This is a genomic window from Dyadobacter sp. OTU695 (assembly GCF_038440355.1).
Taxonomy (GTDB): Bacteria; Bacteroidota; Bacteroidia; order Cytophagales; family Spirosomataceae; genus Dyadobacter.
Map to the genome: position 1 here is coordinate 208004 of NZ_JASATN010000012.1, position 25152 is coordinate 233155.

Annotated in this window: 24 protein-coding genes; 10 read left to right on the top strand and 14 right to left on the bottom strand. The window is 49.4% G+C overall.

What is annotated here, in order from left to right; all coding sequences use genetic code 11:
• Positions 1-13: 13 nt before the first annotated feature.
• Positions 14-343 (top strand): transmembrane 220 family protein, encoded by a 330-nt coding sequence (locus AAHB90_RS21590; RefSeq protein WP_342087280.1) that lies wholly within the window; start codon positions 14-16, stop codon positions 341-343.
• Here AAHB90_RS21590 and AAHB90_RS21595 read toward each other — a convergent pair whose 3' ends face one another.
• Positions 344-1111 (bottom strand): biotin--[acetyl-CoA-carboxylase] ligase, encoded by a 768-nt coding sequence (locus AAHB90_RS21595; protein ID WP_342087281.1) that lies wholly within the window; start codon positions 1109-1111, stop codon positions 344-346.
• Positions 1112-1156: 45 nt separating this feature from the next.
• On the opposite strand from AAHB90_RS21595, the gene rsfS reads away from it, so the two are divergent.
• The 3 genes from rsfS to AAHB90_RS21610 all read left to right on the top strand — a co-directional run bounded on the left by rsfS (position 1157) and on the right by AAHB90_RS21610 (position 4722).
• Complete coding sequence (gene rsfS / locus AAHB90_RS21600) at positions 1157-1540, top strand: ribosome silencing factor (RefSeq protein WP_342087282.1); 384 nt, start codon at positions 1157-1159, stop codon at positions 1538-1540.
• Between the two features lie 72 nt (positions 1541-1612).
• Positions 1613-3670, top strand: a complete 2058-nt coding sequence (ftsH, locus tag AAHB90_RS21605; RefSeq protein ID WP_342087283.1) for an ATP-dependent zinc metalloprotease FtsH — start codon at positions 1613-1615, stop codon at positions 3668-3670.
• Positions 3671-3774: 104 nt separating this feature from the next.
• Positions 3775-4722, top strand: a complete 948-nt coding sequence (locus AAHB90_RS21610) for an aldose 1-epimerase (RefSeq protein ID WP_342087284.1) — start codon at positions 3775-3777, stop codon at positions 4720-4722.
• Here AAHB90_RS21610 and AAHB90_RS21615 read toward each other — a convergent pair.
• The 6 genes from AAHB90_RS21615 to AAHB90_RS21640 form a co-directional block, all read right to left on the bottom strand.
• Complete coding sequence (locus AAHB90_RS21615) at positions 4663-5844, bottom strand: nucleotidyltransferase domain-containing protein (protein ID WP_342087285.1); 1182 nt, start codon at positions 5842-5844, stop codon at positions 4663-4665. The two genes, AAHB90_RS21610 and AAHB90_RS21615, sit on opposite strands and share 60 nt — an antisense overlap.
• A gap of 1 nt (position 5845) precedes the next feature.
• Positions 5846-6760 (bottom strand): serine kinase, encoded by a 915-nt coding sequence (locus AAHB90_RS21620; protein ID WP_342087286.1) that lies wholly within the window; start codon positions 6758-6760, stop codon positions 5846-5848.
• 20 nt (positions 6761-6780) lie between these two features.
• Entirely contained in the window at positions 6781-7221 is a 441-nt protein-coding gene (locus tag AAHB90_RS21625; RefSeq protein WP_342087287.1) for a lasso peptide biosynthesis B2 protein, read from the bottom strand.
• A 3-nt stretch (positions 7222-7224) separates the two neighbouring features.
• Positions 7225-7491: a PqqD family protein gene (locus AAHB90_RS21630; protein WP_342087288.1), complete on the bottom strand. Its 267-nt coding sequence runs from the start codon at positions 7489-7491 to the stop codon at positions 7225-7227.
• A gap of 61 nt (positions 7492-7552) precedes the next feature.
• Entirely contained in the window at positions 7553-9091 is a 1539-nt protein-coding gene (gene amaB, locus AAHB90_RS21635) for an L-piperidine-6-carboxylate dehydrogenase (protein WP_342087289.1), read from the bottom strand.
• Positions 9092-9093: 2 nt separating this feature from the next.
• Positions 9094-10155, bottom strand: coding sequence for a saccharopine dehydrogenase family protein (locus AAHB90_RS21640; RefSeq protein WP_342087290.1), 1062 nt, complete (start codon positions 10153-10155; stop codon positions 9094-9096).
• Between the two features lie 112 nt (positions 10156-10267).
• Between AAHB90_RS21640 and AAHB90_RS21645 the strand changes: the two genes are divergently transcribed.
• Positions 10268-11482, top strand: a complete 1215-nt coding sequence (locus AAHB90_RS21645; RefSeq protein ID WP_342087291.1) for an NAD(P)/FAD-dependent oxidoreductase — start codon at positions 10268-10270, stop codon at positions 11480-11482.
• Here the strand turns inward: AAHB90_RS21645 and uvrC are convergent.
• Genes uvrC through porW form a run of 4 tightly spaced genes read right to left on the bottom strand, consistent with a single transcriptional unit; the run spans position 11479 to position 19022 of the window.
• The gene (gene uvrC / locus AAHB90_RS21650) at positions 11479-13290 is read right to left on the bottom strand and encodes an excinuclease ABC subunit UvrC (protein WP_342087292.1); all 1812 of its coding nucleotides are present in this window, start codon (positions 13288-13290) and stop codon (positions 11479-11481) included. The genes AAHB90_RS21645 and uvrC overlap by 4 nt on opposite strands.
• A 16-nt stretch (positions 13291-13306) precedes the next feature.
• Positions 13307-14449 carry a glycerate kinase gene (locus tag AAHB90_RS21655; protein ID WP_342087293.1) on the bottom strand — a complete coding sequence of 381 codons (1143 nt, stop codon included), beginning with the start codon at positions 14447-14449 and terminating at the stop codon, positions 13307-13309.
• A gap of 19 nt (positions 14450-14468) precedes the next feature.
• Positions 14469-16766, bottom strand: coding sequence for a transglycosylase domain-containing protein (locus tag AAHB90_RS21660; protein ID WP_342087295.1), 2298 nt, complete (start codon positions 16764-16766; stop codon positions 14469-14471).
• A 51-nt stretch (positions 16767-16817) separates the two neighbouring features.
• Positions 16818-19022 carry a type IX secretion system periplasmic lipoprotein PorW/SprE gene (porW, locus tag AAHB90_RS21665; RefSeq protein WP_342087296.1) on the bottom strand — a complete coding sequence of 735 codons (2205 nt, stop codon included), beginning with the start codon at positions 19020-19022 and terminating at the stop codon, positions 16818-16820.
• A 162-nt stretch (positions 19023-19184) separates the two neighbouring features.
• Between porW and AAHB90_RS21670 the strand changes: the two genes are divergently transcribed.
• The gene (locus tag AAHB90_RS21670) at positions 19185-19409 is read left to right on the top strand and encodes an AtpZ/AtpI family protein (protein ID WP_342087297.1); all 225 of its coding nucleotides are present in this window, start codon (positions 19185-19187) and stop codon (positions 19407-19409) included.
• Positions 19410-19434: 25 nt separating this feature from the next.
• On the opposite strand, the gene AAHB90_RS21675 is transcribed toward AAHB90_RS21670, so the two are convergent.
• Positions 19435-19569: a hypothetical protein gene (locus AAHB90_RS21675; RefSeq protein ID WP_342087298.1), complete on the bottom strand. Its 135-nt coding sequence runs from the start codon at positions 19567-19569 to the stop codon at positions 19435-19437.
• 246 nt (positions 19570-19815) lie between these two features.
• On the opposite strand from AAHB90_RS21675, the gene atpB reads away from it, so the two are divergent.
• The 4 genes from atpB to atpH all read left to right on the top strand — a co-directional run bounded on the left by atpB (position 19816) and on the right by atpH (position 22421).
• Positions 19816-20910, top strand: coding sequence for a F0F1 ATP synthase subunit A (gene atpB / locus AAHB90_RS21680; protein WP_342087299.1), 1095 nt, complete (start codon positions 19816-19818; stop codon positions 20908-20910).
• A gap of 46 nt (positions 20911-20956) precedes the next feature.
• Positions 20957-21220 carry an ATP synthase F0 subunit C gene (atpE, locus tag AAHB90_RS21685; protein WP_019942415.1) on the top strand — a complete coding sequence of 88 codons (264 nt, stop codon included), beginning with the start codon at positions 20957-20959 and terminating at the stop codon, positions 21218-21220.
• 146 nt (positions 21221-21366) lie between these two features.
• Positions 21367-21861, top strand: coding sequence for a F0F1 ATP synthase subunit B (gene atpF, locus AAHB90_RS21690; protein ID WP_342087300.1), 495 nt, complete (start codon positions 21367-21369; stop codon positions 21859-21861).
• Positions 21862-21884: 23 nt separating this feature from the next.
• Complete coding sequence (gene atpH, locus AAHB90_RS21695) at positions 21885-22421, top strand: ATP synthase F1 subunit delta (RefSeq protein WP_342087301.1); 537 nt, start codon at positions 21885-21887, stop codon at positions 22419-22421.
• 59 nt (positions 22422-22480) lie between these two features.
• Here the strand turns inward: atpH and AAHB90_RS21700 are convergent, their stop codons facing one another.
• Both AAHB90_RS21700 and AAHB90_RS21705 read right to left on the bottom strand, forming a co-directional pair.
• Positions 22481-23368, bottom strand: a complete 888-nt coding sequence (locus AAHB90_RS21700; protein ID WP_342087302.1) for a sugar phosphate isomerase/epimerase family protein — start codon at positions 23366-23368, stop codon at positions 22481-22483.
• Positions 23369-23398: 30 nt separating this feature from the next.
• Positions 23399-25087, bottom strand: a complete 1689-nt coding sequence (locus AAHB90_RS21705) for a carboxylesterase family protein (protein ID WP_342087303.1) — start codon at positions 25085-25087, stop codon at positions 23399-23401.
• Positions 25088-25152: the final 65 nt, after the last annotated feature.

Consider the following 25152-nt stretch of genomic DNA (forward strand, 5'->3'; position numbering starts at 1 on the left):
AACCCACTTTGTCATGAGACTTTTAAAGATATTTTTCGGGATCATTTTTGTGATCTTTGCCTATTTGCAGCTAAATGACCCCGATTCGGGCGTATGGATTGCCATTTACAGCTTTGCCGCGCTGGGTTGCTTCATGAGCATTCGGGAGTTATGGCCGTCGTGGGTATTTTACGTGCTGGCAGCCGGTTACCTGGTCGCTGCGATCCTGCAATGGCCGCCCGAATTCGAAGGTATTTTCTTTGGAGAAACTGCGATGAGAAGCCTGAATATCGAACTCGCGCGTGAGTCGCTCGGGCTGGGCATTTGCGCGGTGGTGATGGCCGTAATTGGTAAATGGGGCTGATCAATCCCTGACCCACTCGATTTCTTTCAAACCGAATTCCAGTTCTTCCGGCTCGGTGGCCAGTCTGACACGCAATTTCCCAAGCTTTGTCACGCTGGTCACCGAGCCGTTTGTGATATTTCCTTTGTGAAGAAACTTCACATCCTGCTGATAACCATACAAATGACGCAGATATTCACTGCGGATCGCGTCGTGCTGCGAGTGGGAACGTAGCCTGACATAATAGGCATCGAGGAATTTCAGCAGCTTGTGGAACTCTTCGGTCAATGAAAGTGTCAGCCCCGTTTCACGCGCCAGCGAGGTAGCATAATCATTTTGGAATACCTGTTGATTAATATTCACACCGATACCTACGATCGATGACGAGAAACGTGTACCCTGCAACGAATTTTCGATCAATACCCCGCACGATTTACGGTTGTTCATGTAAATGTCATTCGGCCATTTCACTTTCGTGTCCGGCACGTAGCTGCCCAGGTAGCCGCGGACGGCAAGCGCGGTAATCTGACTGATCAGGAATTGCTCCTGGATCGGTAGAAAACCGGGTGTGAGTACTACTGAAAATGTAAGATTTTCGCCTGCATTGGCGTTCCAGACGGTACCACGCTGGCCTCTTCCTTTTACCTGATTGTCGGTAATGACAACCGTTCCTTCCTCAAACAGCCCCGCATGTACTATTTCAGCCGCTATGTCGTTGGTGGAATGACAAGTTGGCAGATATATTACTTTTTTACCAATTATTAGCGTGTCCGGTGTAGAGTTGTACAATTTTTTTGTTTTACTTTAGGGTTTTAGAAAAGGAAACAATCACGCATGAAAGAACGCAAAAATAAAGAACTATCCTCAAAAGATCTCACCGAACTGGTGGTGAAGGGCATGACAGAAAAGAAGGGTTTGGACATTGCCATATTAGACCTCAGAAAAGTAAAAAATTCAATAACCGACTTTTTCGTGATTTGCTCGGGGAATTCCGACACTCAGATAGATGCATTGGCCAATTCTATCGAAGAAGAAGTTTATAAAATATCCAAAACAGAGCCCTGGCAAAAAGAAGGAAAGGCGAATGGGGAATGGATTTTGATTGACTATGTCGACGTGGTCGCACATATTTTCAACAAAGAACGCCGCAAACACTACGATCTGGAAGAACTTTGGGGAGATGCAGAGGTAACATACCTGGAAGACTCCATGGTATAAAGGCCCGCCGGGTGAACATTAGCCCCGCCGGGATTGTTGTTTATTATATTTCCTCTTAATTAAAACGAACGAATGTCTGAAAACGATAACAAAAGGGGGCCACTCAACCCTAAAAGTCCTCAGAAGGGATATCAAGGTTGGATTATAGCCGCTCTGATTGCTACTATACTCGGAATCACGTACCTGAACAGAACATCGACAATCCGCGAAACGACTCAAAAACGTTTTGAAAAGATGATGGCGGATAAGGAAGTGGAGCGTGTTACGATTGTGAATGACAAGTCAGTAGAGGTTACACTTAAACCAGAGGCCCTTAAACTCGACAAATACAGGGTTGTTGCCAAGGAAAATAACTATTTTGGTGGGGAAAGTGCTTCCCATTATCAATTCCAGGTAACATCGGCTGAGACCTTCAAAAAGGACTTCGATAAAATGCAGGAAGGTGTGCCTGATGACGACAAAGTTCCTTTTGTAGTAGATACACGCAACGACTGGACCAGCTTCCTGGGGACCTGGGGCTTTTTCATTGTAATGATCCTGGTGATGTACTTCATCCTCGGCAGAATGTCGGGCGGTGTAGGACCAGGCGGCCAGATCTTCAATATCGGCCGCTCCCGTGCAACGCTTTTTGATGCTGAAAACAAGGTTAAGATTACATTTAACGACGTTGCCGGCCTCGACGAAGCGAAAGAAGAAATCAAGGAAATTGTAGAATACCTGCAAAGCCCTGACAAATTCAAGAAACTCGGTGCGAAAATTCCGAAAGGTGCATTGCTCGTAGGCCCTCCGGGAACAGGTAAAACCTTGCTCGCTAAGGCGGTTGCCGGAGAAGCAGGCGTACCATTCTTCTCACTTTCAGGTTCCGATTTCGTGGAGATGTTCGTGGGTGTAGGTGCGGCGCGTGTGCGTGACTTGTTTAAGCAAGCCAAAGAAAAGGCTCCTTGTATCATCTTTATTGATGAAATTGATGCAGTAGGACGTTCACGTGGCCGCGGCGCAATGCCAGGTTCAAATGACGAACGTGAAAATACATTGAACTCCCTGCTTGTGGAAATGGACGGTTTCGCAACCGACTCCGGTATCATTATCGTAGCTGCAACCAACCGCCCGGATGTTCTCGACCCTGCTTTGCTTCGTCCGGGACGTTTCGACCGTCAGATTTCGGTTGACAAACCCGATGTGATCGGTCGCGAGGCGATTTTTAAAGTGCATTTGAAGCCATTGAAACTGGCTACCGACGTCAATATTCAGAAACTTTCATCCCAGACTCCGGGCTTTGCGGGTGCTGAAATCGCCAACGTTTGTAACGAGGCTGCGCTGATCGCCGCCCGTCGTAACCGCGATGAAGTGACGATGCAGGACTTCCAGGATGCAATGGACCGCGTAATTGGTGGTTTGGAAAAGAAAAACAAGCTGATCTCACCCGAAGAAAAGCAGATCGTAGCATATCACGAAGCGGGTCACGCAGTAGCGGGATGGTTCCTCGAACATGCCGATCCATTGGTGAAAGTGTCGATCGTACCCCGTGGTGTGGCGGCATTAGGTTATGCACAATATCTTCCGCGTGAGCAGTATCTGTACCGTACAGAGCAGCTTTTTGATGAAATGTGTATGACATTGGGCGGTCGTGCTGCGGAAGATGTGGTATTTGGAAAAATCTCTACCGGCGCATTGAGCGACCTCGAAAGGGTAACCAAAGTGGCTTACAGCATGGTAACCATGTACGGTATGAACGAGCGCATCGGTAACATTTCTTTCTACGATTCGAAGCAATCCGACTACGCATTCACCAAACCGTATTCCGAATCGACTTCTCAGGCAATCGACGAAGAAGTACGAAAGCTGGTTGATCAGGCTTACCAGTTTGTCAAAAAACTGTTGGCGGAAAAACGGGATGCATTGGAAGTGTTGGCGAAAGAACTTCTCGAAAAGGAAATCCTGTTCCAGGCGGATCTTGAAAAACTGATCGGAAAACGTCCTTACGAAAAGGAAACGAGCTATCAGGCTTACATCAACCGTCGCTCCAACGAAGAAGCTGCGATCCACGAAGAAGTCGTGAAGCATACACTCGAAAAAGAGCGCAAAGAAGAAGAAATGGCGGAAGCCGAAAAAAGCGCCGATACTGAATAGGCCTTTTAAATGAATAAAAATCTGATAGCCGGACAATTCAACGTGTCCGGCTATTATTTTTACAGCATATAGTAAAATCTTTTGGCCCTAAACCATCAAAGCATATGCCCTTTGAAATCTTCAAACAGCAATTCGGAGACCTTACCGAGTATGTGATACATGACACAACTACTGAAAACCGCTGTGTAGTCATTCCGGAATTAGGCGGAATCGTCCGCCAGCTTTCCCTCCGAAAGGGCCTGACACTCTTTTCCGTCCTGAAAACCCCGCCTACCCCGTCGGCGCTTGTAGCTGACACGAAAAGTGCAAGCGAATTACTGTTTCCGTTCGCAAGCCGCATTCCTGATGGTAAATACAAGTTTTTAGGCAAAGAATATCAACTGCACAAAAACGAGGATGGTGGTTTGAACGCCATTCACGGTCTGGTGCGTAAAAACCATTTTCATCTCGACGAACAGGTGATTCAGGAGGATAATGCTTCCATTCAGCTATCGTACACGATCGATCACGCCGAGGGCTATCCGTTCCAGGTTCATTTCTCGGTTCGCTACACATTGCATTCTGACGGGCGTTTCGAGTTGAAATACGAGGCTAAAAACAATGGACAATCACCCTGCCCCGCCATGTTTGGTTGGCACCCTTACTGGATGCTCGGTAATGAGGATGTAGAAGCCTGGAAGATCAATATCCCATCAAAACGCCTGGTTACCTTCAATGAAAACCTGATCCCGATCGGTACCGAGCCGTTCGACATGGCGATGCCTGCATTGCTGCATCGGAAGGAATTCGATAATTGCTTTATTGTAGAAGCCACCGGCAAGCAAACTGTTACCGAGCTGATCTCGAAGAACCAGGATGTTGTCCTGCGCATTCAGCAGGAAACCGGCGAAGGGAAGTTTAACTACCTCGTTGTATACACCCCGCCGGCGCGTGATTGTGTCGCGATTGAGGCGCTTACGGCTAATGTGGATGCATTCAATACCGGAGAAGGCTTAAACATCCTCGCGCCCGGACACAGCATTGACGGCACGATCACGGTCAGCCTCACCTGACGGCCCGCTTCTGTACCAACTGATCTTATGCCACAAAAGCTTCCAATGGGTTAGATATCCCAGGTGTGCCGCGACAAGGGAAAGTTTATCCGACCATTTGTCGCGGTATTTTATATTGTAAAGAAAAATACGCCAGGTTTTTGTTTTTAAAGAAGGCCGCTCATTTTCCCAGTGGTTTAGCATATCCTTCCAAAAACGCTGGGAAGGATAGCTCCTGCCTGCGCCCGCATACGCGAGATAATCCCGGCCGCTGAGGTAGCCCGCCGCACCAAGCGATTCCAGCAACAATTTATTGAAACCCTTTGCCCTGGTAACCCGGTTAATAAATTCCCAATCCATCGAACCGGCCGACTTGTCGAGCAGTCGCACCAGGTCTGCCATATATTTCAACTTATCCCACTGCTCCACGCCGCCGTGATGGATCACCATCATGATCAGCTGAATCTCCATTCCCGGAACAAGTACGGGTTTACCCATCATATTAAATTCAACAAGGTCGCCGGCCAGCTCATTCCAGGTAAAATTATAGCAGTAGCGCGGGTAAGTACAGTTCCATTGTATTTCCAACGACTGCAATGCGTGCTCGCGCAGGGGTGTGAGCGGAAGCTGGTAATCGGTATCCAGGTAGTCGTCGGCGACCGCCTTATGTTTCAGCAAATAGAAGCGGTAACTATCGGCAGCGAAACCTTCCCCCAGAAGAATATCAAGGCTTTGGGAAACATCCTCCTTACCAACAAAGTAATCGATATCTCCAAACTCGCGCAAAATGGGTTTGTCATAAAGCATCCAGGCCCATAAAGCCCCCTTCATCGGGAAAACACGCACCTGGTTCTCAACCAAACGATTGTACAGCCTAACACAGATCCCCAGAAACGCCATGTTCGTCACCGCCTGCCCCAGCGTGAAATCCCGGAGCATTTTGAGCACATTTTCGGGAAGTGCAAGTCCTTGCTCCTGAACATACTCAAACGCCAAAGGCCTGACTTGATGCCATTTGGCGAGCGCCGCAAATTTTGCCGGATCAAATGGGTTATGCCCAATTTCAAACGGCCGATTTCCCGAAGGCGACACAGCCGCTTCGATCAGATATGCCAGTTCGGGGGAGATTTTCGTGCGCTGCATTTTATCCAGCGATTAATTGTCCACGGACGCTCTCCTCTACCCATTTTTCCAGATTATCGAAACCTTCGGGTCGTCTCTTGCGAAACAATTCGGCCGATTTGGCGCATTGGAGGCTTTGGAAAAAGTGACTTTTCAGATAATCTTCGTTCAGAAGCTTTGTCGGCAGCGGAAAATTACGAAGCATTTCACCCGGCACTTCGGCTATGCCCACGTTTTGAACCGCCGGCTTATTTCGCGCTTTGTGCAGAAAAAACACCTTTTTTAATGGCACAGCCTTCTCCGAAAAGTGCCCGCGAGGCTGGTAGGAGAACTTATTGACGCCCTCACTGACCGGTTCGAGGTCGGAGGTATCGTAATGCAGCCCGGCGACTGTTTTTTCCCATATTTTGAGCTGCGGATAGGCAGGAATAATAACCGGCTTTCCTGATTGGTCAAATTTAATCGCGGTAAGATCGTCACTTAATAACCTGCAACCCGCTTTGATAAACGCCGCTGCCGTGCTTGATTTCCCGGCGCCGGGCATACCCATGAAGCACCAGGCCTCTTCTCCAATCGCGATAGAGCTAGCATGAAGAAGAAAGTATCCTTTTTGAAACAAAACAAGGCCTAATGCCTCGCTAACGGTAAAAAGGCTGATGATATTACCATCCGTTGCTGTCGGAGAGATCACCAGTTCACTACCTCCGGAAGCCCTGAAAGAAGCTACGCCGGCCCAATCCAGATACAATGCCTGATCGTCCTGCCCGAAAAATGCATTAATCCCACGCCGGTAAATCGTTGTCGGGCGCATGATCGGGAGCACGACAGTGCCTTTCCGAATGCAAACATCTACTGCCAAATGCGGATCGCCTTCGGACAGCTCGGGCAGGGAAATCTCTGAATGGATATGAAGCCCGAAGGCTGTGTAATGGTGCATGTGTGTAAGTTCGAATTAAATCATTCCCAGACCCAGAGCCGTTTGTACGAAACGGTATCAGGCCAGCGCCCTATGATGATATTACCGTTCTGCTCCACCCAGGCATGCGCCTCAAACTGCTTGGCAGGGTTGATCTCTATTCCTATTTCCAGGGTTAATGCAGGTGAGTTACGGAGGAGGTATTTGGTAGCAAGCGCACGTGGGAGGCACAAAAGCTCAAACGGCAGCAAATTCGCGGCTGTATCCACCGCCCAGACTGTCCGGTCCATTGTTTCCCGGCCTGCTTCCTGCATACGGCTGGGGCGACTAAGCCGGTGGTACCATTTCCTGAACATTGAAAACGGCAATAAAACGAGCCCGGCTTTGATCCACAGCAAACACCATACGGCCCGCAGGAAAATCCTTCTCTCCGGTCCGGACAAGCTCCGCCATTTCCCTATCAGCTTACCGATTTTGCCCAAAATCTATTTGATTATTTCAACCAGTCTCTCGGAAATCAAATCCTTCAATAATCCGTCGACATCGCTTTTACAGGTGTCGGGATCGACGTCATATTCACTGGTTACCACTTCACATAACGATTCGATTGTCTGTGGCCCTTTTTCCAAAGTATCCCAAATCAGAACCCCAACTTCATCCAGACCGTAATATGCGCCCTTGCTATGGTTAAGGATCACTGTTTCCCCCGCAACTTTGGACGAGATTTGTTCCGATGTAAGCTGATATTTCATTCTGAAAAGTAAATCTGAAAGTATAATGTGCTACCGACTTGTACAAAGTTAGAAATTTTAATTACTCAATCTCAAACTTTATTCCCTGCGCCAGCGGCAGTGCGGTACCATAATTGATGGTATTCGTTTGTCGGCGCATGTAGGCTTTCCAGGCATCCGAGCCCGATTCCCGGCCTCCTCCGGTCTCCTTTTCACCACCAAACGCCCCACCGATCTCCGCGCCCGAAGTCCCGATATTCACATTGGCAATGCCGCAATCGGAGCCTACGTAGGAAAGGAAACGCTCGGCATCCCGTAAGTCGGTTGTAAAAATGGCCGACGAAAGTCCCTGCGGCACGTCGTTTTGCAACGCTATGGCTTCATCGGCGTCGCCGTAACGAATCAGGTACAGGACGGGAGCAAATGTTTCATGCTGAACGATGGCCCAATGGTTCTCTACCTCGGCAATGCAGGGCGAGACGTAGCAGCCGGATGCATATTGGTCACCCTCGGGCACGCCGGGGTTCACTACGAACGTACCTCCTGCATGCCTGATCTGTTCTGCCGCATTTTGGTATTGCGCCACCGCCTGTCGGTCGATGAGCGGACCGACGTGGTTAGCCGGATCCAGCGGGTTGCCTATTTTCAACTGTCCGTATGCTTTTACCAAACGGCTTTTTACTTCTTCAAATATGGACTCATGCACGATCAGGCGGCGGGTAGATGTACAACGCTGACCGGCTGTGCCTACTGCCCCGAAAACGATCGCCGGAATTGCTACTTTCAAATCCGCGGTCGGCGTTACGATAATCGCATTGTTACCGCCCAGTTCAAGCAGGCTTTTTCCCAGTCTCGCGGCTACGGCCTCTCCTACCGAGCGGCCCATCGGAATGCTGCCGGTAGCCGATACCAACGCGATGCGCCGGTCCTGTGCGAGCCATTCGCCTACATCGCGTCCACCGGAAACAATGCACGACACGCCTTCCGGCACTTCATTCTCCTTCAACACTTCACGAATGATATTCTGGCATGCGATGGCAGTCAAAGGCGTTTTCTCGGAAGGCTTCCACACGCACACGTTCCCGCATACCCACGCGATCATCGCATTCCACGACCATACTGCCACGGGGAAATTAAATGCAGAAATAATACCCACCACACCCAGCGGATGCCACTGCTCGTACATGCGGTGCTGCGGGCGCTCGCTATGCATGGTGAGGCCATATAGCTGACGCGAGAGGCCAGTCGCGAAGTCGCAGATATCGATCATTTCCTGGACCTCCCCCAGCCCCTCCTGTAAACTCTTACCCATTTCATAACTGACGAGCGTACCAAGCTCCTCCTTGAATTCGCGCAACTTTACCCCCATTTGCCGCACCACTTCCCCACGTTTGGGTGCGGGAATACTTCTCCAGGTTTTGAATGCCAGCGAAGCGGTCTCGACCGCGCGGTCATAATCGGCACGCCCACTTTGCGTTACGGCGCCGATTCTACGACCGTCTACCGGCGAAAACGATTCCAGCAATGCACCGCCGCCTTCCCAGCTCGATAAGCCGGTAGTTACACCGTGATTAATATCACCAATACCCAACTTTCCAAGAATTACATCGATCCCTTTCATAATCAGCCTACATTCTTAAAAAACTGCCCATTCATTGTCTTGAAAAAGTCATCCAGCGCAATGTCTTCCTGCCGGATAAACCCGGTTCCAGGCAATACACCATCGGCTACCATTTCCACTACCGACGCAATCGAGGCTGCTGTCGTCCATGATATGGCACGCCAATGCTGGCCATCGATCTGAATAGGATGATAGGCTTGATAAAATTCTTCTCTTTCCAGGTGACTGCCTTTCCAGCCTTCTACTACTGCATACACATACACGACGTCCTGCTGCACGGGCGGCTTGGCTTCCGTCAGGATTTCTTCCACCAATGCGCGTTTGTCTTTCAGGCAAAGCTCATAAAGCACGAAACGCATCAGGCTGCAATGCCCGGGGTAGCGTATGGTTTTGTAATTCAATGTATCCACCTTTCCTTCGAGCGTCTCGCACATGGTGGCAAGGCCGCCGGAAGTACTGAATGCCTCAAACTCCTGACCTTCTATATTGATCATTTCAATCCCTTCGAGCGACGGTACCATTTTGCGGACACCGTTATGGATCACTTCCGCATCATTCAGGTATTCGTTCACCACACCTGCCGGCGACCAGGTGAAAGAGTAACCCATCTGGCCGTTGGGATAGCGCGGCAATGCGCCCACACGCAGTTCGATATCCCTGATTTTGGTAAAACGTTTGGCCAGATCCATGCCCACAATACCGATAAAACCCGGCGCAAGGCCGCATTGCGGTGCCAGCACACTCCTGCTGTCTTTCGCCATCTCGCGTATGGCGGAAGTGGTAGGGACGTCTTCGGTAAGGTCAAAATAATGGATCCCTGCCTTGTGTGCGCGTTGCGCGATGGGCAGATTCAGATTGTAGGGCATACAGGATACAACCGCGTCAAAACCAGCCAGTATTTTATCCAGAAATGCACCTTCGTTGACATCACCGGTAACTACTTCAAACGGCAGTTCAACCGCAGGCTGGGCTTTGTCGGCCCCTGTTACGCGGAAACGTTTACTCAGCAAAGTCGCGACGAGCGAGCCTACTTTTCCCAATCCTATCACAAGTACCTTTTGCATGTATAGTTTTAGATGGTTTTAGTTAGAATTTTTGAAGCTATTTTGAAAGATAGAAAAAGAAATTGCAGTTTTTAAAAGATGCATGTCATTTTTGTAGGACAAATCAGACATTATGACAATTACCATTGTGGGCGGCGGCGCTTCGGGTTTTATGGCGGCGATAACTGCTGCGGAGACGTTTCCGGACGCGCATATTACCATTCTTGAAAAGAGCAGGACGGTCCTTAACAAGGTCCGCATTTCCGGCGGAGGAAGGTGTAACGTTACCCACAGGCCCCACGAGTTGCGAAATTTTGTCAAAAATTATCCCAGAGGCGAAAAACTGCTCCGCAAGCTTCTAACGCATTTCGACGCCGACTCGACCGTAGAATGGTTTGAAAAAAGAGGCGTTAAACTGAAAACCGAAGCCGACGGCCGTATGTTTCCTGTATCTGATTCATCTCATACCATTATCGAATGCCTCGTTAAGACGGCCAGAAACCTGGGTATAGAAATCAGAACGAGTGTCAGCGTAGCTTCTTTTGAGAAAACCGGTGATACATTCAATTTAGAGATCGCCAATGGCGAAGCGATTCCGACCGATCGGCTCCTGATTGCGACGGGCGGCTATCCCAGGGCGGAAAGTTTTGAATGGTTGGAAGAACATCGGCACGGGATCGTACCGCCGCTTCCTTCATTATTTACTTTCAATACGCCGGATAACTATTTACTGCCGTTGGCGGGTGTTTCCGTCAAAGATGCATTGGTCAAAATAATGGGGACCAAACATGAATGGCGGGGTCCACTGCTGATCACGCACTGGGGTTTCAGCGGGCCGGCCGTACTGAAACTCTCGGCCTGGGGCGCGCGCGACCTTGCAGAAAATGACTACCATTTCACCTGCCGGATCAACTGGCTGCCGGAAATGAAGGAACAGGAAGTGCGTGATTTTATGCTTGCCGAGAAAACCAACACGCCCAAACAGCAAATCGCCTCCCACGCCCGGCTCGGGTTACCGTCGCGGCTTTGGAAAGCATTTACCGAAAAAGCAGAAATTCCAGACACATTGCGCTGGGGCGATGCAAGCCATAAAGTTCTGAACCGGATGACCGAGCTACTGACCAACAGCCAGTATGAAGTAAAAGGAAAGACCACTTTCAAAGAAGAATTCGTGACCTGCGGTGGCATTGCATTATCCGATATCGATCCCGAAACACTGCAAAGCCGCTCGGTTCCAGGACTTTTCTTCTCGGGAGAAGTAATTGATGTCGACGGCATTACCGGCGGGTTCAATTTCCAAAATGCCTGGACGACCGGTTATATTGTCGGGAAAAACATCGGCCTTTAATTGTCTGCCATTGCATCGAAATAGGCCCGCACCTTTTTGGCGCGATCAAGACCTATGAGATCCGTCAGCGTTTCGAGGGGACTTTCACGAATGGCGCGTACCGAACCGAAATGTTTGAGCAGCTTGGTAGCAGTCACTTTGCCCACACCCACAACGCCTTCCAATTCGCTTACCAGGCTCGCCTTACTGCGTTTGTCGCGGTGGAACGTGATGGCAAACCGGTGCGCTTCGTCGCGGATCTGCTGGATCAGTTTCAGTGATTCAGATTTTTTGTCGATATATAATGGCAGCGGATCTTCGGGAAAATAGATTTCTTCCAGTCTTTTGGCAATGCCGATGATTGGTACCTGCCCATAAATACCAAGGCTTTTCAGCGCATCACACGCCGCGCCGAGCTGTCCCTTGCCCCCGTCAATAACGATCAGGTCGGGCAGCGGTTGTTCCTCGGCGATCAGTCGCAGATACCGACGGCCCACGATCTCGTTCATCGACGCAAAGTCGTTCGGGCCCACCACCGTTTTGATGTTGAAATGCCTGTAATCCTTTTTTGACGGCTTCCCATCTTTGAAACAAACCATCGAAGCGACCGGATTGGTACCCTGGATGTTCGAGTTATCAAAGCATTCTATATGGCGTGGCAAGGTCTTGATCTGCAAATCGGATTTGAGGCGGATCAGCACGCGGTCCTTTTTGGAAGAAGTGGCAGATGCTTCCACCTCGCGACGCTCGGCCTTTTCCCTTCTGAAATACATCACATTTTTCATGGACATATCCAGCAGCTTCTTTTTGTCGCCTATTTGTGGAACGGTCACTTCGAGCCGCATATCCAGGTCCGGTTTCAGGTTTGAAATCAGCTCTTTGGCCTCCGAACCATAGGTAGTACGCATCTCGACGATCATCATCGCGAGGATTTCCATATCGCTTTCATCGAGCTTCTTCTTCACTTCCAGCGTCTGCGTGGCTACCATATAACCTTCTTTTATTTTCATAAAATTCAGGTAGGCGGCTTCCTCGTCGGAAACGATCGTCAACACATCGATATTACCAATGCGCGGGTTGATGACCGTAGCCTTGCTCTGGAAGTTCGACAAATGCTCGATCTTGGTTTTCCAGGAATGGGCCTTCTCGAATGCCATCTGCTCGGCCGCTTGCAGCATTTTTTCCTTGAAATACTGCTGAGGCGATGACAGGTTACCTTTCAATATATTATGTACCTGTTCGATCTCCGCATTGTATTCATCTTCCCCTTGCAAGCCTTCACACGGCCCCTTGCAGTTGCCTATGTGGTATTCTAGGCAAACCTTGAATTTTTTGGCTTCGATATTCGACTTTGTCAGCGGCAACTGGCATGAGCGGATCTGGTACAATGCCTTGAACATATCCAGCAGGGTGTGCATCGAACGCAGGTTGGCGAACGGGCCGTAAAAAGTGCCTTTGGTTCGATCCATATTCCGGGTCGGGAACACGCGCGGGAATGGCTCGTCGGTAATGCAGATAAACGGGTAGGTCTTATCGTCTTTGAGCAGGATATTGAATTTGGGCTGCAACTGTTTAATCAGCTGGTTTTCGAGCAGCAATGCGTCCCATTCGCTCAAAACGATGGTGTACTCGATCCGCCGGATCTGGCTCACGAGCCGTCTGGTTTTACGGTCGTGCTGGTTATTTTTCAAAAAATAGCTCGAAACCCGGTTGCGCAGGCTTTTTGCTTTTCCTACATATATCACCTCGCCCGTTTCGTCGAAGTACCGGTACACACCGGGATCGAGAGGAATTTTGACGAGTTCTTCTTTATAATTGAATTCAGACATTGATTGTAATTTAGGACTAAGCTGCGCCCCTGTTGAAAAAAAACAACCGCATCAATTGAAAAGTTGCGTCGCTGACCAGGCTATAAGCCTCGCGCTGGGCAGTATTCAGGTCCATAGGCCGATTCAAAACGGAAACGGCGTAGGTCATGCCCGCTGCCCTGGCCTGCTCAGGCGTGATCTGCAAAGAACCGCAAACGACCGCCAGCGGCACATGGTGGCTTTTGCAAAGCCCTGCAAGCCCTTTCACAACCTTGCCGGCGAGTGTTTGCTCATCCACTTTCCCCTCTCCTGTGATCACCAGGTCTGCATTTGATACCAACGAAGCGATGTTACATTGCTCCATCACGATACTGATACCGTCTTTGAGCACCGCATCCAGGAACCACATGCAACCTGCGCCCAACCCACCTGCCGCACCCGCACCCGGAACCAGGCTTACACCCCGGCCTAATGCCCGCGTGGCTACCAACGCAAGGTTTTCAAGCCCTGCATCGAGGCGGGCAACCATTTCAGGGTCTGCACCTTTCTGCGGACCGTAAATAAAAGCTGCACCGTCTCGTCCGTAAAGTGGGTTAGTTACGTCGCAGGCTACAATAATGGTGGCTGGTGTGAGCCTTGAATCGACATTACGAACGTCGATGAAACTTATTTTTTCGAGCGATTGCCCGTTTGGGAAAAGTGTATTTCCCTCATGATCTTTGAAAGAATAGCCCAGTGCCTCCGCCATTCCGATGCCTCCGTCCGTTGTAGCGCTTCCGCCGATCCCGAGGATGATCTTTTTAACACCCCTTTCCAATGCGTCAGCGATAAGCTGCCCGGTACCAAATGTGCTTGTGAGAAGCGGATTGCGCTCCTCGACGGTCAAAAGGCCCAGCCCCGAAGCGGCAGCCATTTCAATGAATGCAACCTGATGGTCCTCCGAAAGGCCATAGGTAGCTTTGATAGGCCGGTTTAGCGGATCCATGACGGCTATCGTTACCTCCGAGCCATTCGCTTGCCTCGTTAATATTTTCGAGGTACCCTCCCCACCGTCGGCCAAAGGGATCGACGTCACTTTTGCATCGGGGTATGCCTTCCTGACGCCACTTGCAATGGCATCGCATACTTCCGCAGCTTCCAGCGAACCGCGAAACTTGTCAGGGGCAACGAGGATATTCACGGGCAAAGGATTAATAAGGTCAGAATAAAACGCCCTCGTCGTCGGATCGTGACGGCGGGATGTAGGTATCGGTACTATCGGTTGCTACGCCACCGCATTCGCGGACGTAGTTTTCCGGCTTGTTGAATGGCCCTTTGCGGTATTGAACCAGCGTCGGGTCCGCATATACTTTCTGCATAAACAAGCCCCAGGCTGGCATAGCAATGCGTCCGCCTTGTCCGTATGCAATGGTGCGGAAGTGAATAGAGCGGTCTTCGCCACCTACCCAGATCCCCGACACGAGGTTTTGGGTCATGCCCATGAACCAGCCATCGGAGTAGTTCGAAGTGGTGCCTGTTTTGGCGGCGATCTCGTTACCTTCGGTCACGCCGTATTGCCGCAGGCGGCCCGCTGTTCCGCCTGGATCTTCTACTGCTCCACGCATCAGGTACAGCATATTGTAGGCCATATTTTCGCTGATCTCCTGGTTCTGTTTCTGGAAAAACTCCTGCAATACATTGCCGTAGCGATCTTCAATGCGCAGAATCGTCATCGGCTCCGTACGGTGGCCGCCGTTCGCAAATGCGCAATAGGCACCCACCATTTCATACACCGACACATCGCTGATACCCAGACAGAGGGAAGGCACCTCCTGCAATTTGGAAGTAATACCCAGCTTGTGCGCATATTCCACCACCGCTTTCGGGCGCACCATTTTCATCAGGTAAGCGCTTACCGTATTGACAGATTTACCCAATGCCTGCCTTAAAGACAGCGATTGGTAGGAGTACTTGTTATTAGAGTTGTGCGGTGACCACCCTCCGGGCACGCCGTCGGAAGGGCCGAAGTAAACGGGCTGATCGGTCACGTGATCGCAAGGGGTCAGGAAATTTTTGTCCAATGCCGAGACATACACGAAGGGTTTGAAAGTAGAACCCGGCTGCCTCGATCCCTGTTTTACGTGGTCGTATTTGAAATATTTGAAATTAATACCTCCTACCCATGCCTTCACGTGCCCGTTACGCGGGTCCATGGACATCATGCCCGCACGCAGGAAGCGTTTGTAATAAGCAATGGAGTCCAGCGGGCTCATGGTCACTTCTTTTTCGCCATTCCAGGTAAAAACCTTCATTTTATAAGGTTTCTTCATGATCTTCCAGGCGGCTTCCTCACCCAGGTCTCTTTTGAGAGAAAGAAAATGTGGAGAGCGTTTTGCGGCCGTCCTGATGAACCCCGGTATTTCCTTCCCATTATCGAATGTCCACGGATTACGGCCTTTCCAGTGCTCATCGAACAGTTTCTGCTGCGTTTTCATGTGCTCGGTCAATGCGTCCTCCTGGTAGCGCTGCATCCGCGAGTCGATGGTTGTATAAATCCGCAGGCCGCTTGTATAAAGATCGAGATCGGTATCGTGCTCTTCGTTATAGAGCTTCACCCAGCTTTTGAGATATCCCCGCATCGACTCGCGGAAATAGGGTGCGAGACCGGTATTATGGCTGTCGACCGTGAAATTCAGGCCCAGCGATTTCTCCTTATACCTGTTAAAGTCTTCCTCGGGAATGTAGTCATATTTATACATCTGAGCGAGAACGGTGTTCCGGCGGTTCAATGCATTGGTAGGAAAGCGCAGCGGGTTAAATAGCGTCGGATTTTGGAGCATACCTACCAGCAATGCGGCTTCGGTTACGTTGAGGTCCCATGGCTCTTTGTCGAAATAAGTTTTGGAAGCGACTTTGATACCATAAGTGTTATTTCCAAAGGAAACCGTATTCAGGTACATCTGCATGATCTCCTGCTTGGTATATTTCCTTTCCAAAACCACTGCCAGCACCCATTCCTTGGTTTTCGCGATCACGATGCGCACCATCGGGATCTTACCCAACAACCCTTCATATTCTTCGGACCGGGTATTGAACAGGTTTTTAGCAACCTGCTGTGTAAGCGTGCTTCCGCCGCCGGAGCTCGAACTTCCGGAAACAACACCTTTAAAAACACGGGCAAGGCTTCGCGGATCGATACCTGAGTGATTTACAAAACGGGCATCCTCGGTAGCTATGAGCGCGTCGATCAGATTAGGGGAAATCTGCGCGATGTCGATAGGCGTCCTGTTCTCGAAAAAGTATTTCCCCAGCGACTTGCCATCTTCGCTGATCAGCTCCGATGCCAGTTCGCTCTTCGGGTTTTCGAGCGTTTTCAGGTCCGGCATGCCGCCGAACAACCACAAAAAGTTAAAGCTAACAGCGACAATATAGAATATGATCAGACCCAGTCCCAAGCCAACAAACCGCCAGAGACGGACAATGGTACGCCGATACTTTCCGGGTTGCAATTCAATCATAGATGTGGGGTGATAGGTTACTGGAAAAGGCAAATATACAATTTCAGCCTATTATCTTTTACCCATGGACAGGGAATTGAATTCCTGCATTTCTTTCAGACGCGGAAGGTAAATACTGGTGGGATAGAGCCGCATAAACTCGGTAATGGCCTGGCCGTAAGCTTCCTTACCCCTCACCTTGCCGATCAGAAAAACACGTAACAATGCGAACTTATCTTCCATGGAGCTGCCTTTGTAGGAAGGCAGGTTTTTCTCTATGTCTTCCAGCGCTTTGGTATAATTGCCATCCGCATAGAGCTTATAGGTAGCTTCATATTCCTTTGTAGCATTCCCGGATGTACCGCCGGTATCGGTGGATTTATTGACCAGGCGCGCATAAGTAGACGTCGGGTATTCGCTCAGCAGCTTTGATTTCCAGGATTCTTTCTGAGCGGTATTTTCCTCGTTACTCAGGAAAAGCAGGTAATAAATCTCGTCTTTGTATTGTGTTTTGGGATATTCAGACAGCACGCGTTCGAATGCCGCGATCGCGCGATTGGATTCTTTAAGGTCGAAGCGGTAAATCTTGCCCAGATTGTAAAGCGCGTCTTCTTTCTTCTTTTCAGACGCTGCAAATGCCGTATCGGACAGTGGGACATCCTTTTTGAGCAAAGCGTGGACCTGATCCCATTCTCCCGTGCCCTTTTTCAAGCTGGTATTCTCCTGCTGGGCCTGCGCAACGCCGGTACTATCGGTACCACCGGCCCCATTGTTGCCGGTAAGCGATCGCAGAGGGCGACTACTCCGCCGCCAGTCGTCTTCCAACGGCCGGTTACCCCAGGTCCTTTTAAAATCGATTTTACCTTTGCTGATCAGTGCCGGATCATACAATTCCCAGCGACGTTCTCCGCCAGTGACCAGTGGATTTCCTCCACCTTGCTGCAAACTCGCATTTTGTGCCGCAATTTGCGCTTTTCTCGCCTTCTCTTCCTCTTCCAGGCGCTTTTTCTCCCTTGCTTCGATGATCGCGTCGATCTTGTTGTCCAATGCCGCCGGATTCATTTTGGCCAGTCTTTGCAGGCTATCCTCCGTTGAAACGATTGTGTATTGTGTGACAAAATTGTCGAGCGCGCGTTTTCTGTCGGCTACGAGGCGGTACTCGGGCGCCTCCTGCGGGAGAATGGCCAATGCGCTGTCATAATAAGCTTTCGACATTTCGAAGTTCTCAAGCGATTCGTATTCGATACGCGCCAATTGCAGGTAAGTATAGGCTTTCCGCTGCATGTTGCCTTTGGAAGCCGCAGCCGCCTGTTGCAAATAGCTTACCGCTTCGGGGATCTGTTTTTTATGCTCGGCAAGCAGCCCCATCGTGAAGTATACGTGGTCTTTCAGGTCGTCATTTTTACGGTCGCGAAGCATTCTGTCGAAACCCACGTTGGTAAGGTCTCGCTCCGGGTTAAGTACCACCTCATTTTGCAACGAATTCATGCTTGAATAAAAGCCGAGGTCGTAATCGGGCTTATTCTTGTTTACGCTTTTATAATGCCTGTTGGCTAACGCATATTGCCCGAGCCGGTCGTACATCTGCGCGGCCGCGAAATGGATCCGGGCAGTTTCGATGGATTTTTTCAGAAGCGGAAATGTCTCTTCCAGGATGGCTACCGAAGTAAGGTACTCGCCGTTTTGCTGATGAAGATATGCCTTGGTAAGATAAAAATCACGCTGCGAGGCTTTATTCAACGGTTGTTGGCTGAGGTATTCGGCCACCCCCAATGCGTTGGAATAGTCCTTGTGCTCAATGTAAGCGCGCATAAGCAGGATCAGCGCGTTATTCTTGTCGTCATCGTCACGCCCGTTGGCATATACGTAACGCAGCGCTTCCAGGCCGTCGGCCCATTGCCCCAGGTATAACCGGGATTTACCCAAAAGAATGTAGCTATTGTCGATCCACTTGCTATTCTGGTGCTTTTCTGCCACGATCGAAGCCTTTTTGATCGCATCCTCCAATTTAGGTTTCACCGACTGCGCAAGGATAGAATCCATCGGAAGCAGTATGGGAAGCAGCTGGTTATAGTTTTCTTTGTAAGCCTTTCTCATCTCGAACTCCGCATCCGCCATATCCTGCTCGGCCATGAAATAGGCATTATAACGCGCCGCGACATTGTGAAAAGTGATCGCTGCGGGCCGTGAACTGTACTGCGAACAGGCAGCCACGACGATGATCATGACAAGTAGCGGTAATATGCGTCGGATATAGAAGGTAAAACGGTCGATCACGAAATTGACTTTATGGGATGTTCGTCTAAGTGCCAGGTTTGCAAACCTAAAACGGTAATTTCAATAAATGCGTATCGAAGATAATGCCATTTGCAAAATTTGAAGCAATTTTACCCCGATATTCTACCATTGCTTACAATCGAAACGGGGAACAGCTGAATTATGGGAGATCCGAGAAAGCCCGTGGACAAAGGCCAGTCAACGCGTTTCCTGAAATACTCAGGGATGGCGATGCAGATGCTGGGCACTATCCTGGCATTCACTTATGGTGGCTACAAGCTCGATGAGTGGCAGCAGAATAAGGTCCCGATATGGACGCTCGTGCTCTCGCTGGTTTCGATTGCCGCCTCCCTGTACCTTTTAATAAGAAGTTTTACCAAGCAATAACCTCTGCCTCCGGCGCCCCGGCATGCTACGTACCCTGATCGCAACCATTTTGCTCGGAATTGTATTTTTCCTTGCTCAAAGATTTCACGCGGATTCTTTCCTGCATCCTTATATATGGTACATTCTCGTATTCTTTTTCGGGCTCGCTTTTCTGGTCCATCGGCTGATGGAGTTCGGAATGCGGAACAAGCGTGAGAAATTTGTCACATTTTACATTTCCAGCATTGTTGCAAGGATCATTCTTAGCATCATTTTCATTGCCCTGTTTTTGTATAGGGGGCTAACTGATTCATTCCTATTCGTTATCAACTTTTTTGCACTCTATTTATTTTATACATGCTTTGAAATATATGGTTTGTATCGTAACTTGCGCCGCGATTGACAAAGCATAGTATTTCAAGCATTTATGTATACCCATCTGAGACGGTTTTTTACTATCGCCCTTATAGCGGCAACATGCGTTTTTAACCTCCCGGCCCGGGCCGACGAACCTACCCAGCACGAGGCAGGAAAGGTCGCCCAGGCGGTGAACGAGGAAGAGCATAAAATTGAACATAAGCTTGAAGAGCACGAAGCGAAGTTCAATATCGGTGATATGATCATGCACCACATCGCCGATTCCCACGAATGGGAGTTCTCACACGGTGTAGCCATTCCGCTGCCCGTTATTCTTTACTCGGAAGACCGTGGCATCGAGGTTTTCATGTCTTCCAAGTTCCACAACGAGCATCACGAATACAACGGCTATCACCTGGTACACGGTGATTCGGAGCAGATCGTGCCGGTTGACGAATCACGTAAAGTCTACGACTTCTCAATCACCAAGAACGTAGCTTCGATGCTTCTGAGCGCCCTGATATTGATCCTCGTTTTTACAAGCATTGCAAGCTGGTACAAAAACAGCAAAGGCAAAGCGCCAAAAGGCTTCAACTCGGCCATGGAGGTGATCATCCTTTTCATCCGCGACGAGGTTGTGAAACCAAACGTAGGACCGAAATACGAAAAGTACCTGCCTTACCTTCTGACGTTGTTCTTCTTTATTTTGATCAACAACATCATGGGTCTCCTTCCGGGATCGGCTAACCTTACCGGTAATATCGCGGTAACCATGACATTGGCGGTATTGACCTTCATCGTGGTTCACCTGAATGCAAACGGCAACTACTATAAACACCTTGTGAAACCGACCGGTGTTCCTGTACCGTTGTTGCTGATCATGATCCCTGTTGAAATCGTGGGTGTGTTCATGAAGCCATTCTCCCTGATGGTCCGGTTGTTCGCCAACATTACCGCAGGTCACATCATCCTGTTGAGCCTTTTCGGTCTGATCTTTATTTTCCAAAGCATCGTGATCGCCCCTGTAATCTCCCTGTTCGCATTGTTCCTGAACTTTATCGAGATCATGGTAGCTTTCATCCAGGCGTTCATCTTCACACTATTGTCGTCCATGTACATCGGAAGCGCTATTGAAGAGCATAGCCACGCCGATCACGGACATTGATTCTGAATCTCTTTTTTATTAATTATATTTTAAAACAAACACAATTATGTTGCTTCAAATTTTGCTTCAAGCTGCTGAACAAGGTGGTGCAGGTCTTGCAGTTTTCGGTGCTGCTATCGGCGCAGGTCTTGCTGCTATCGGTGCAGGTCTTGGTATTGGTAAAATCGGTGGTAGCGCTGTTGAAGGTATCGCCCGTCAACCAGAAGCTGCTGGTGCAATCCAAACTGCCATGCTGATCATCGCGGCCCTTATTGAAGCGGTAGCGCTTTTCGCAGCGGTTATCTGTCTGCTTATCTCTTTCAAGCTTTAATAGCTTCCGAAAGGGACTCGTTGCCCCGGCGCGCTAGGCCCGGATGCGGCGTAAAAACATTCTCGTGGGAGCATTAGGCTTCCACGAAATTTTAATAAGAAGAGAGCCGATTAAGATCATTCTTACACTCAAAAACTCATTTAACTATGTCATTGCTTACTCCAAACCCAGGCCTTATTTTCTGGATGCTTGTAGTATTTTTGCTGGTAGTTTTCATCCTGGCCAAATTTGCCTGGAAACCTATCCTGAAAGGCCTTAAAGATCGTGAAAACGAAATTCAGGGTGCTTTGGACCTTGCAGAAAAAACCCGTGCTGAAATGGCACAATTGAAGTCTGACAACGAAAAACTGATCGCAGAAGCCAACGCAATCCGCGACCAGATCCTTCGCGATGCAAAAGACGCTGCCGACAGAAACATCGCAGAGTCAAAAGAGAAAGCGGCGATCGAAGGACAAAAAATGATCGAAAGCGCACGCGAAACCATCCGTAACGAACAAGCTGTGGCGGTAAGTAAAATCAGGAAAGAAGTTGCTACGCTTTCATTGGAAATCGCTGAGAAAGTATTGCACCGTGAATTGGCTGACAAGTCAGCGCAGGAAAAACTGATCGCTGATCTTGCTTCATCTGCGCGTCTTAACTAATCAGCATTCTAAATTCAAATCCGATGTCAGTAAGTATTGTAGCTTCCAGATATGCAAAATCGCTGATCGAGCTGGCGAAAGAACAGAACGTTCTGGAAGCGGTTTATCAGGATATGCTGTTGTTCAAAGATACGGCAGACAAAAATCGCGGCCTGATGCTTGCATTGAAAAGCCCGGTGGTACGTCACGAGAAAAAATCAGGCATTTTGAACAGCCTCTTCAAAGAACGTGTAAACCCCGTTTCATTCGCGATATTCGATATTATCACTAAGAAGAACCGGGAAGCTATCCTCGATGAAATCGCGGTAGAATTCATTAATGCCTATAACGTTCACATGGGAATCGAAAAAGCGACGGTGGTAACCCCAACCCCGCTTACCGATGAACTTCGTAAACAATTCACCGATATTGTTGCTAACGCAACCGGAAAAACGGTACAGCTTGCCGAGAAAGTGGACAATGCACTCATTGGCGGATATGTGTTGACAGTTGGCGACCGCCAAATCGACGCTTCACTGCGCAGCCGTTTGAACGAGCTTAAATTACAGTTAGTAAACTGAAATTTTTATCTGCATAATTTGGAAGACCCGGCTGCTATGCGGCCGGGTCTTTTTTTATGCTAGACTTTCATCTTCACCACATTCTTGTAGCTTGTTTCGATAGCCTGTATCGGCGGTACTTTCGCCACGTCCTGCTCAACAAAGAAATGTGTCATCCCTGCGAGTTTGCGGTTATCGAAGATCTTCTTGAAATCGATAGAACCCGTTCCCACTTCTGCGAACGTGCCGTCTTTTTTGTCCATATCCTTCACGTGCCACAATGGGAAACGGCCCGGGTATTTCTTGAACAACGCAACAGGATCAAGGCCAGCTTTGGCTACCCAGTACAAATCCAGTTCCAGTTTCACGAGCTTAGGATCGGTTTTACCGGCAATAAGATCGTAAGGAATCTGTCCGTCTACTTTCTTGAATTCGAAATCGTGGTTGTGGTAGCCAAACTGCAAACCTGCTTTCTTAGCCACTTCCCCTGATTTATTGAACAGATCGACATACTTCTTATACTGATCAATCGTCTTGCGCTCCGACTCGGTCAGGTACGCGCAGTTCACATACTTCTGCCCTATTTCCGCCGCGTCGTCAACCGCCTTTTGCCAGCCGTTGCTCAATGTACCTTTCGCCGTTTTATTCTCCACACCGGCGCCATAATGGCCACTTACCGGGTTTAAGCCAAGATCACCCAGGATCTTCTTGAATTCCTTAGGTGTTTTCCCAAAGAATTTACCATCGGAATATCCAAACAATTCAACCTCCTTATAACCGATCGCCGCCACCTTTTTCAGCGTGCCCAGCAGGTCTTTGGATATTTCATTGCGAAGCGTGTACAGTTGCAAACCGATCGGTGAGGGAGCTTTAACATCCAGGTTCAGTTTCGAGAACATGGGCACAGCCAGGGCAAATGCGCTGGCTTTAAGGAACGATTTCCGGGAAATCTTTTCGTTGTAATCCATGGGTTTGTATGCAAAAAAGTAATAAATAAACTACGGGGTAATATCAACGGCGCCAGACGCCGAAAGCTTGCGTTTGGTATCCGCATCCAACTTCCAGTCCTGAGTGAAGTAACTATCGATCAGGAGATTGCCGGATGAATCTTTGAAGAAAATAACGTCTTTGAATTCTGATAGCTTGCGATGCATGACCGGCACGAATGGGAAACCTTCGTCTTTCATTCCCGCCCACCAGGGCAAGCCCGAACTGACAGCCACATAACGTCCTTCGACCGGAACAACATAGAATAGCCCGTGTGCAGAATCGCCTTTCTTCAAATGTAACGGAAGCTGAGCGGCATGCTTCGCGATCAGTGCATTGGTTTCCTTTGTACCAAATAATATAAGGTTGGAACTTTCAATGTCGCTCGGTCGCACCTCCTTGTCCGCCAGCACCCGCGGGAAGAACATCACCCGCCCCAAAAATTCGCCCCGGTATTGCGACCAGCTTGCTGCTTGGGTAGCAATGTCGACGCGCTTTTTGAGCTCCTCGGGCGAAGGGTTATCGGCAGTGCCATACACATACACGTGACGCGATGAAAATGCCGCATAAATCGGGCCTTCCGCACCCTTTTGCTTGCCGGTATAGACAGACATAATAGTAGCTGCCTCGACATTCCATTTGCCGGCAGGCTCCCTGAATAATGTCAGCAGGCTATCCGTTTTCGCATTCACAGTAGAGCCGTCGATTTTGAGTGCCAAAGCAACACCTGGCTTGAATTTGGGATGACCTTTTAGGTTAAGCGTAAACTTTTCGAGGTTTTTAGTCGTGATCTCCAATGCATTCTCTTTGATAAACTTCGCATCAATTTCTGCAAGCTTACCGTAAGCAAACCTGTTGAACTGTACCCAGAATGCCTTATCGTATTCATACTGCTTGGTTACGAAGCGCACGCGGTCGGGATGCGGATTCCGTTTGTAATCATCGAACCATTGGAAAATGTATTCATTGTCGTAAGCGTTCACCCAGCTGTCGTGCTTCACATCCACAAACTCCTTGTAACTAACTTCCGCTCCCAGTTCCTGTAAATGGCTCACCCATTTTTGGGTCCAGGCTACCGGTACGACCGGATCGGCATCTCCGTGAAAAAAATGAACGGGAAAGTTTGTCGCATTAGGCGCGAGATCGAACGTACCCGCCGGCGGCGCAGGGCACACGGGTGCAATAGCCGCCCATATGTCCGGCCGCGTGAGGCCTATCCAAAGTGTACCTCCCCCGCCCATTGACAGTCCTGTCAGGAATGTCCGGTCCTCATCAATTTTAAAGCGTTTTTTGACATCGGCCAACACATCATAAACGTCCTGCTCCGGAATGCCTTGGTAACCGGCCGTTCCACGCGCGTAAGGTGACGCCACGATGTAGCCAACATTCTCCCATTTCGGGAAGTACCGGGTGGCTTCCACGTCGGTTTCCCCTTCCGCGTTGCTTTTACCAAACACCCTGCGCAATGCAAGCCGGTGATTGGAGCCGGCCCCGTGGAGCATGATCACAAGCGGGTATGTTTTGTTTTCGTCGAAATTCTCCGGAAGGTAGAGGCCGTAGGGCTGCTCGGTATCGTCGGCGTCGGAGAAAAAAGTGAGGACCTGAGGGCCTGAGGGTAGTTTTTGTGCAAACACGTTGGTATTACTTGCTGCAAGACTGAGCGTTATGCCCAGTAATGCACTTTTCCAGTTAGGTCCCATTAGCTATACGAATTTTCGATGGCTAAATATAACAAAAAAAGGCAGGTCTTCCGACCTGCCTTCAA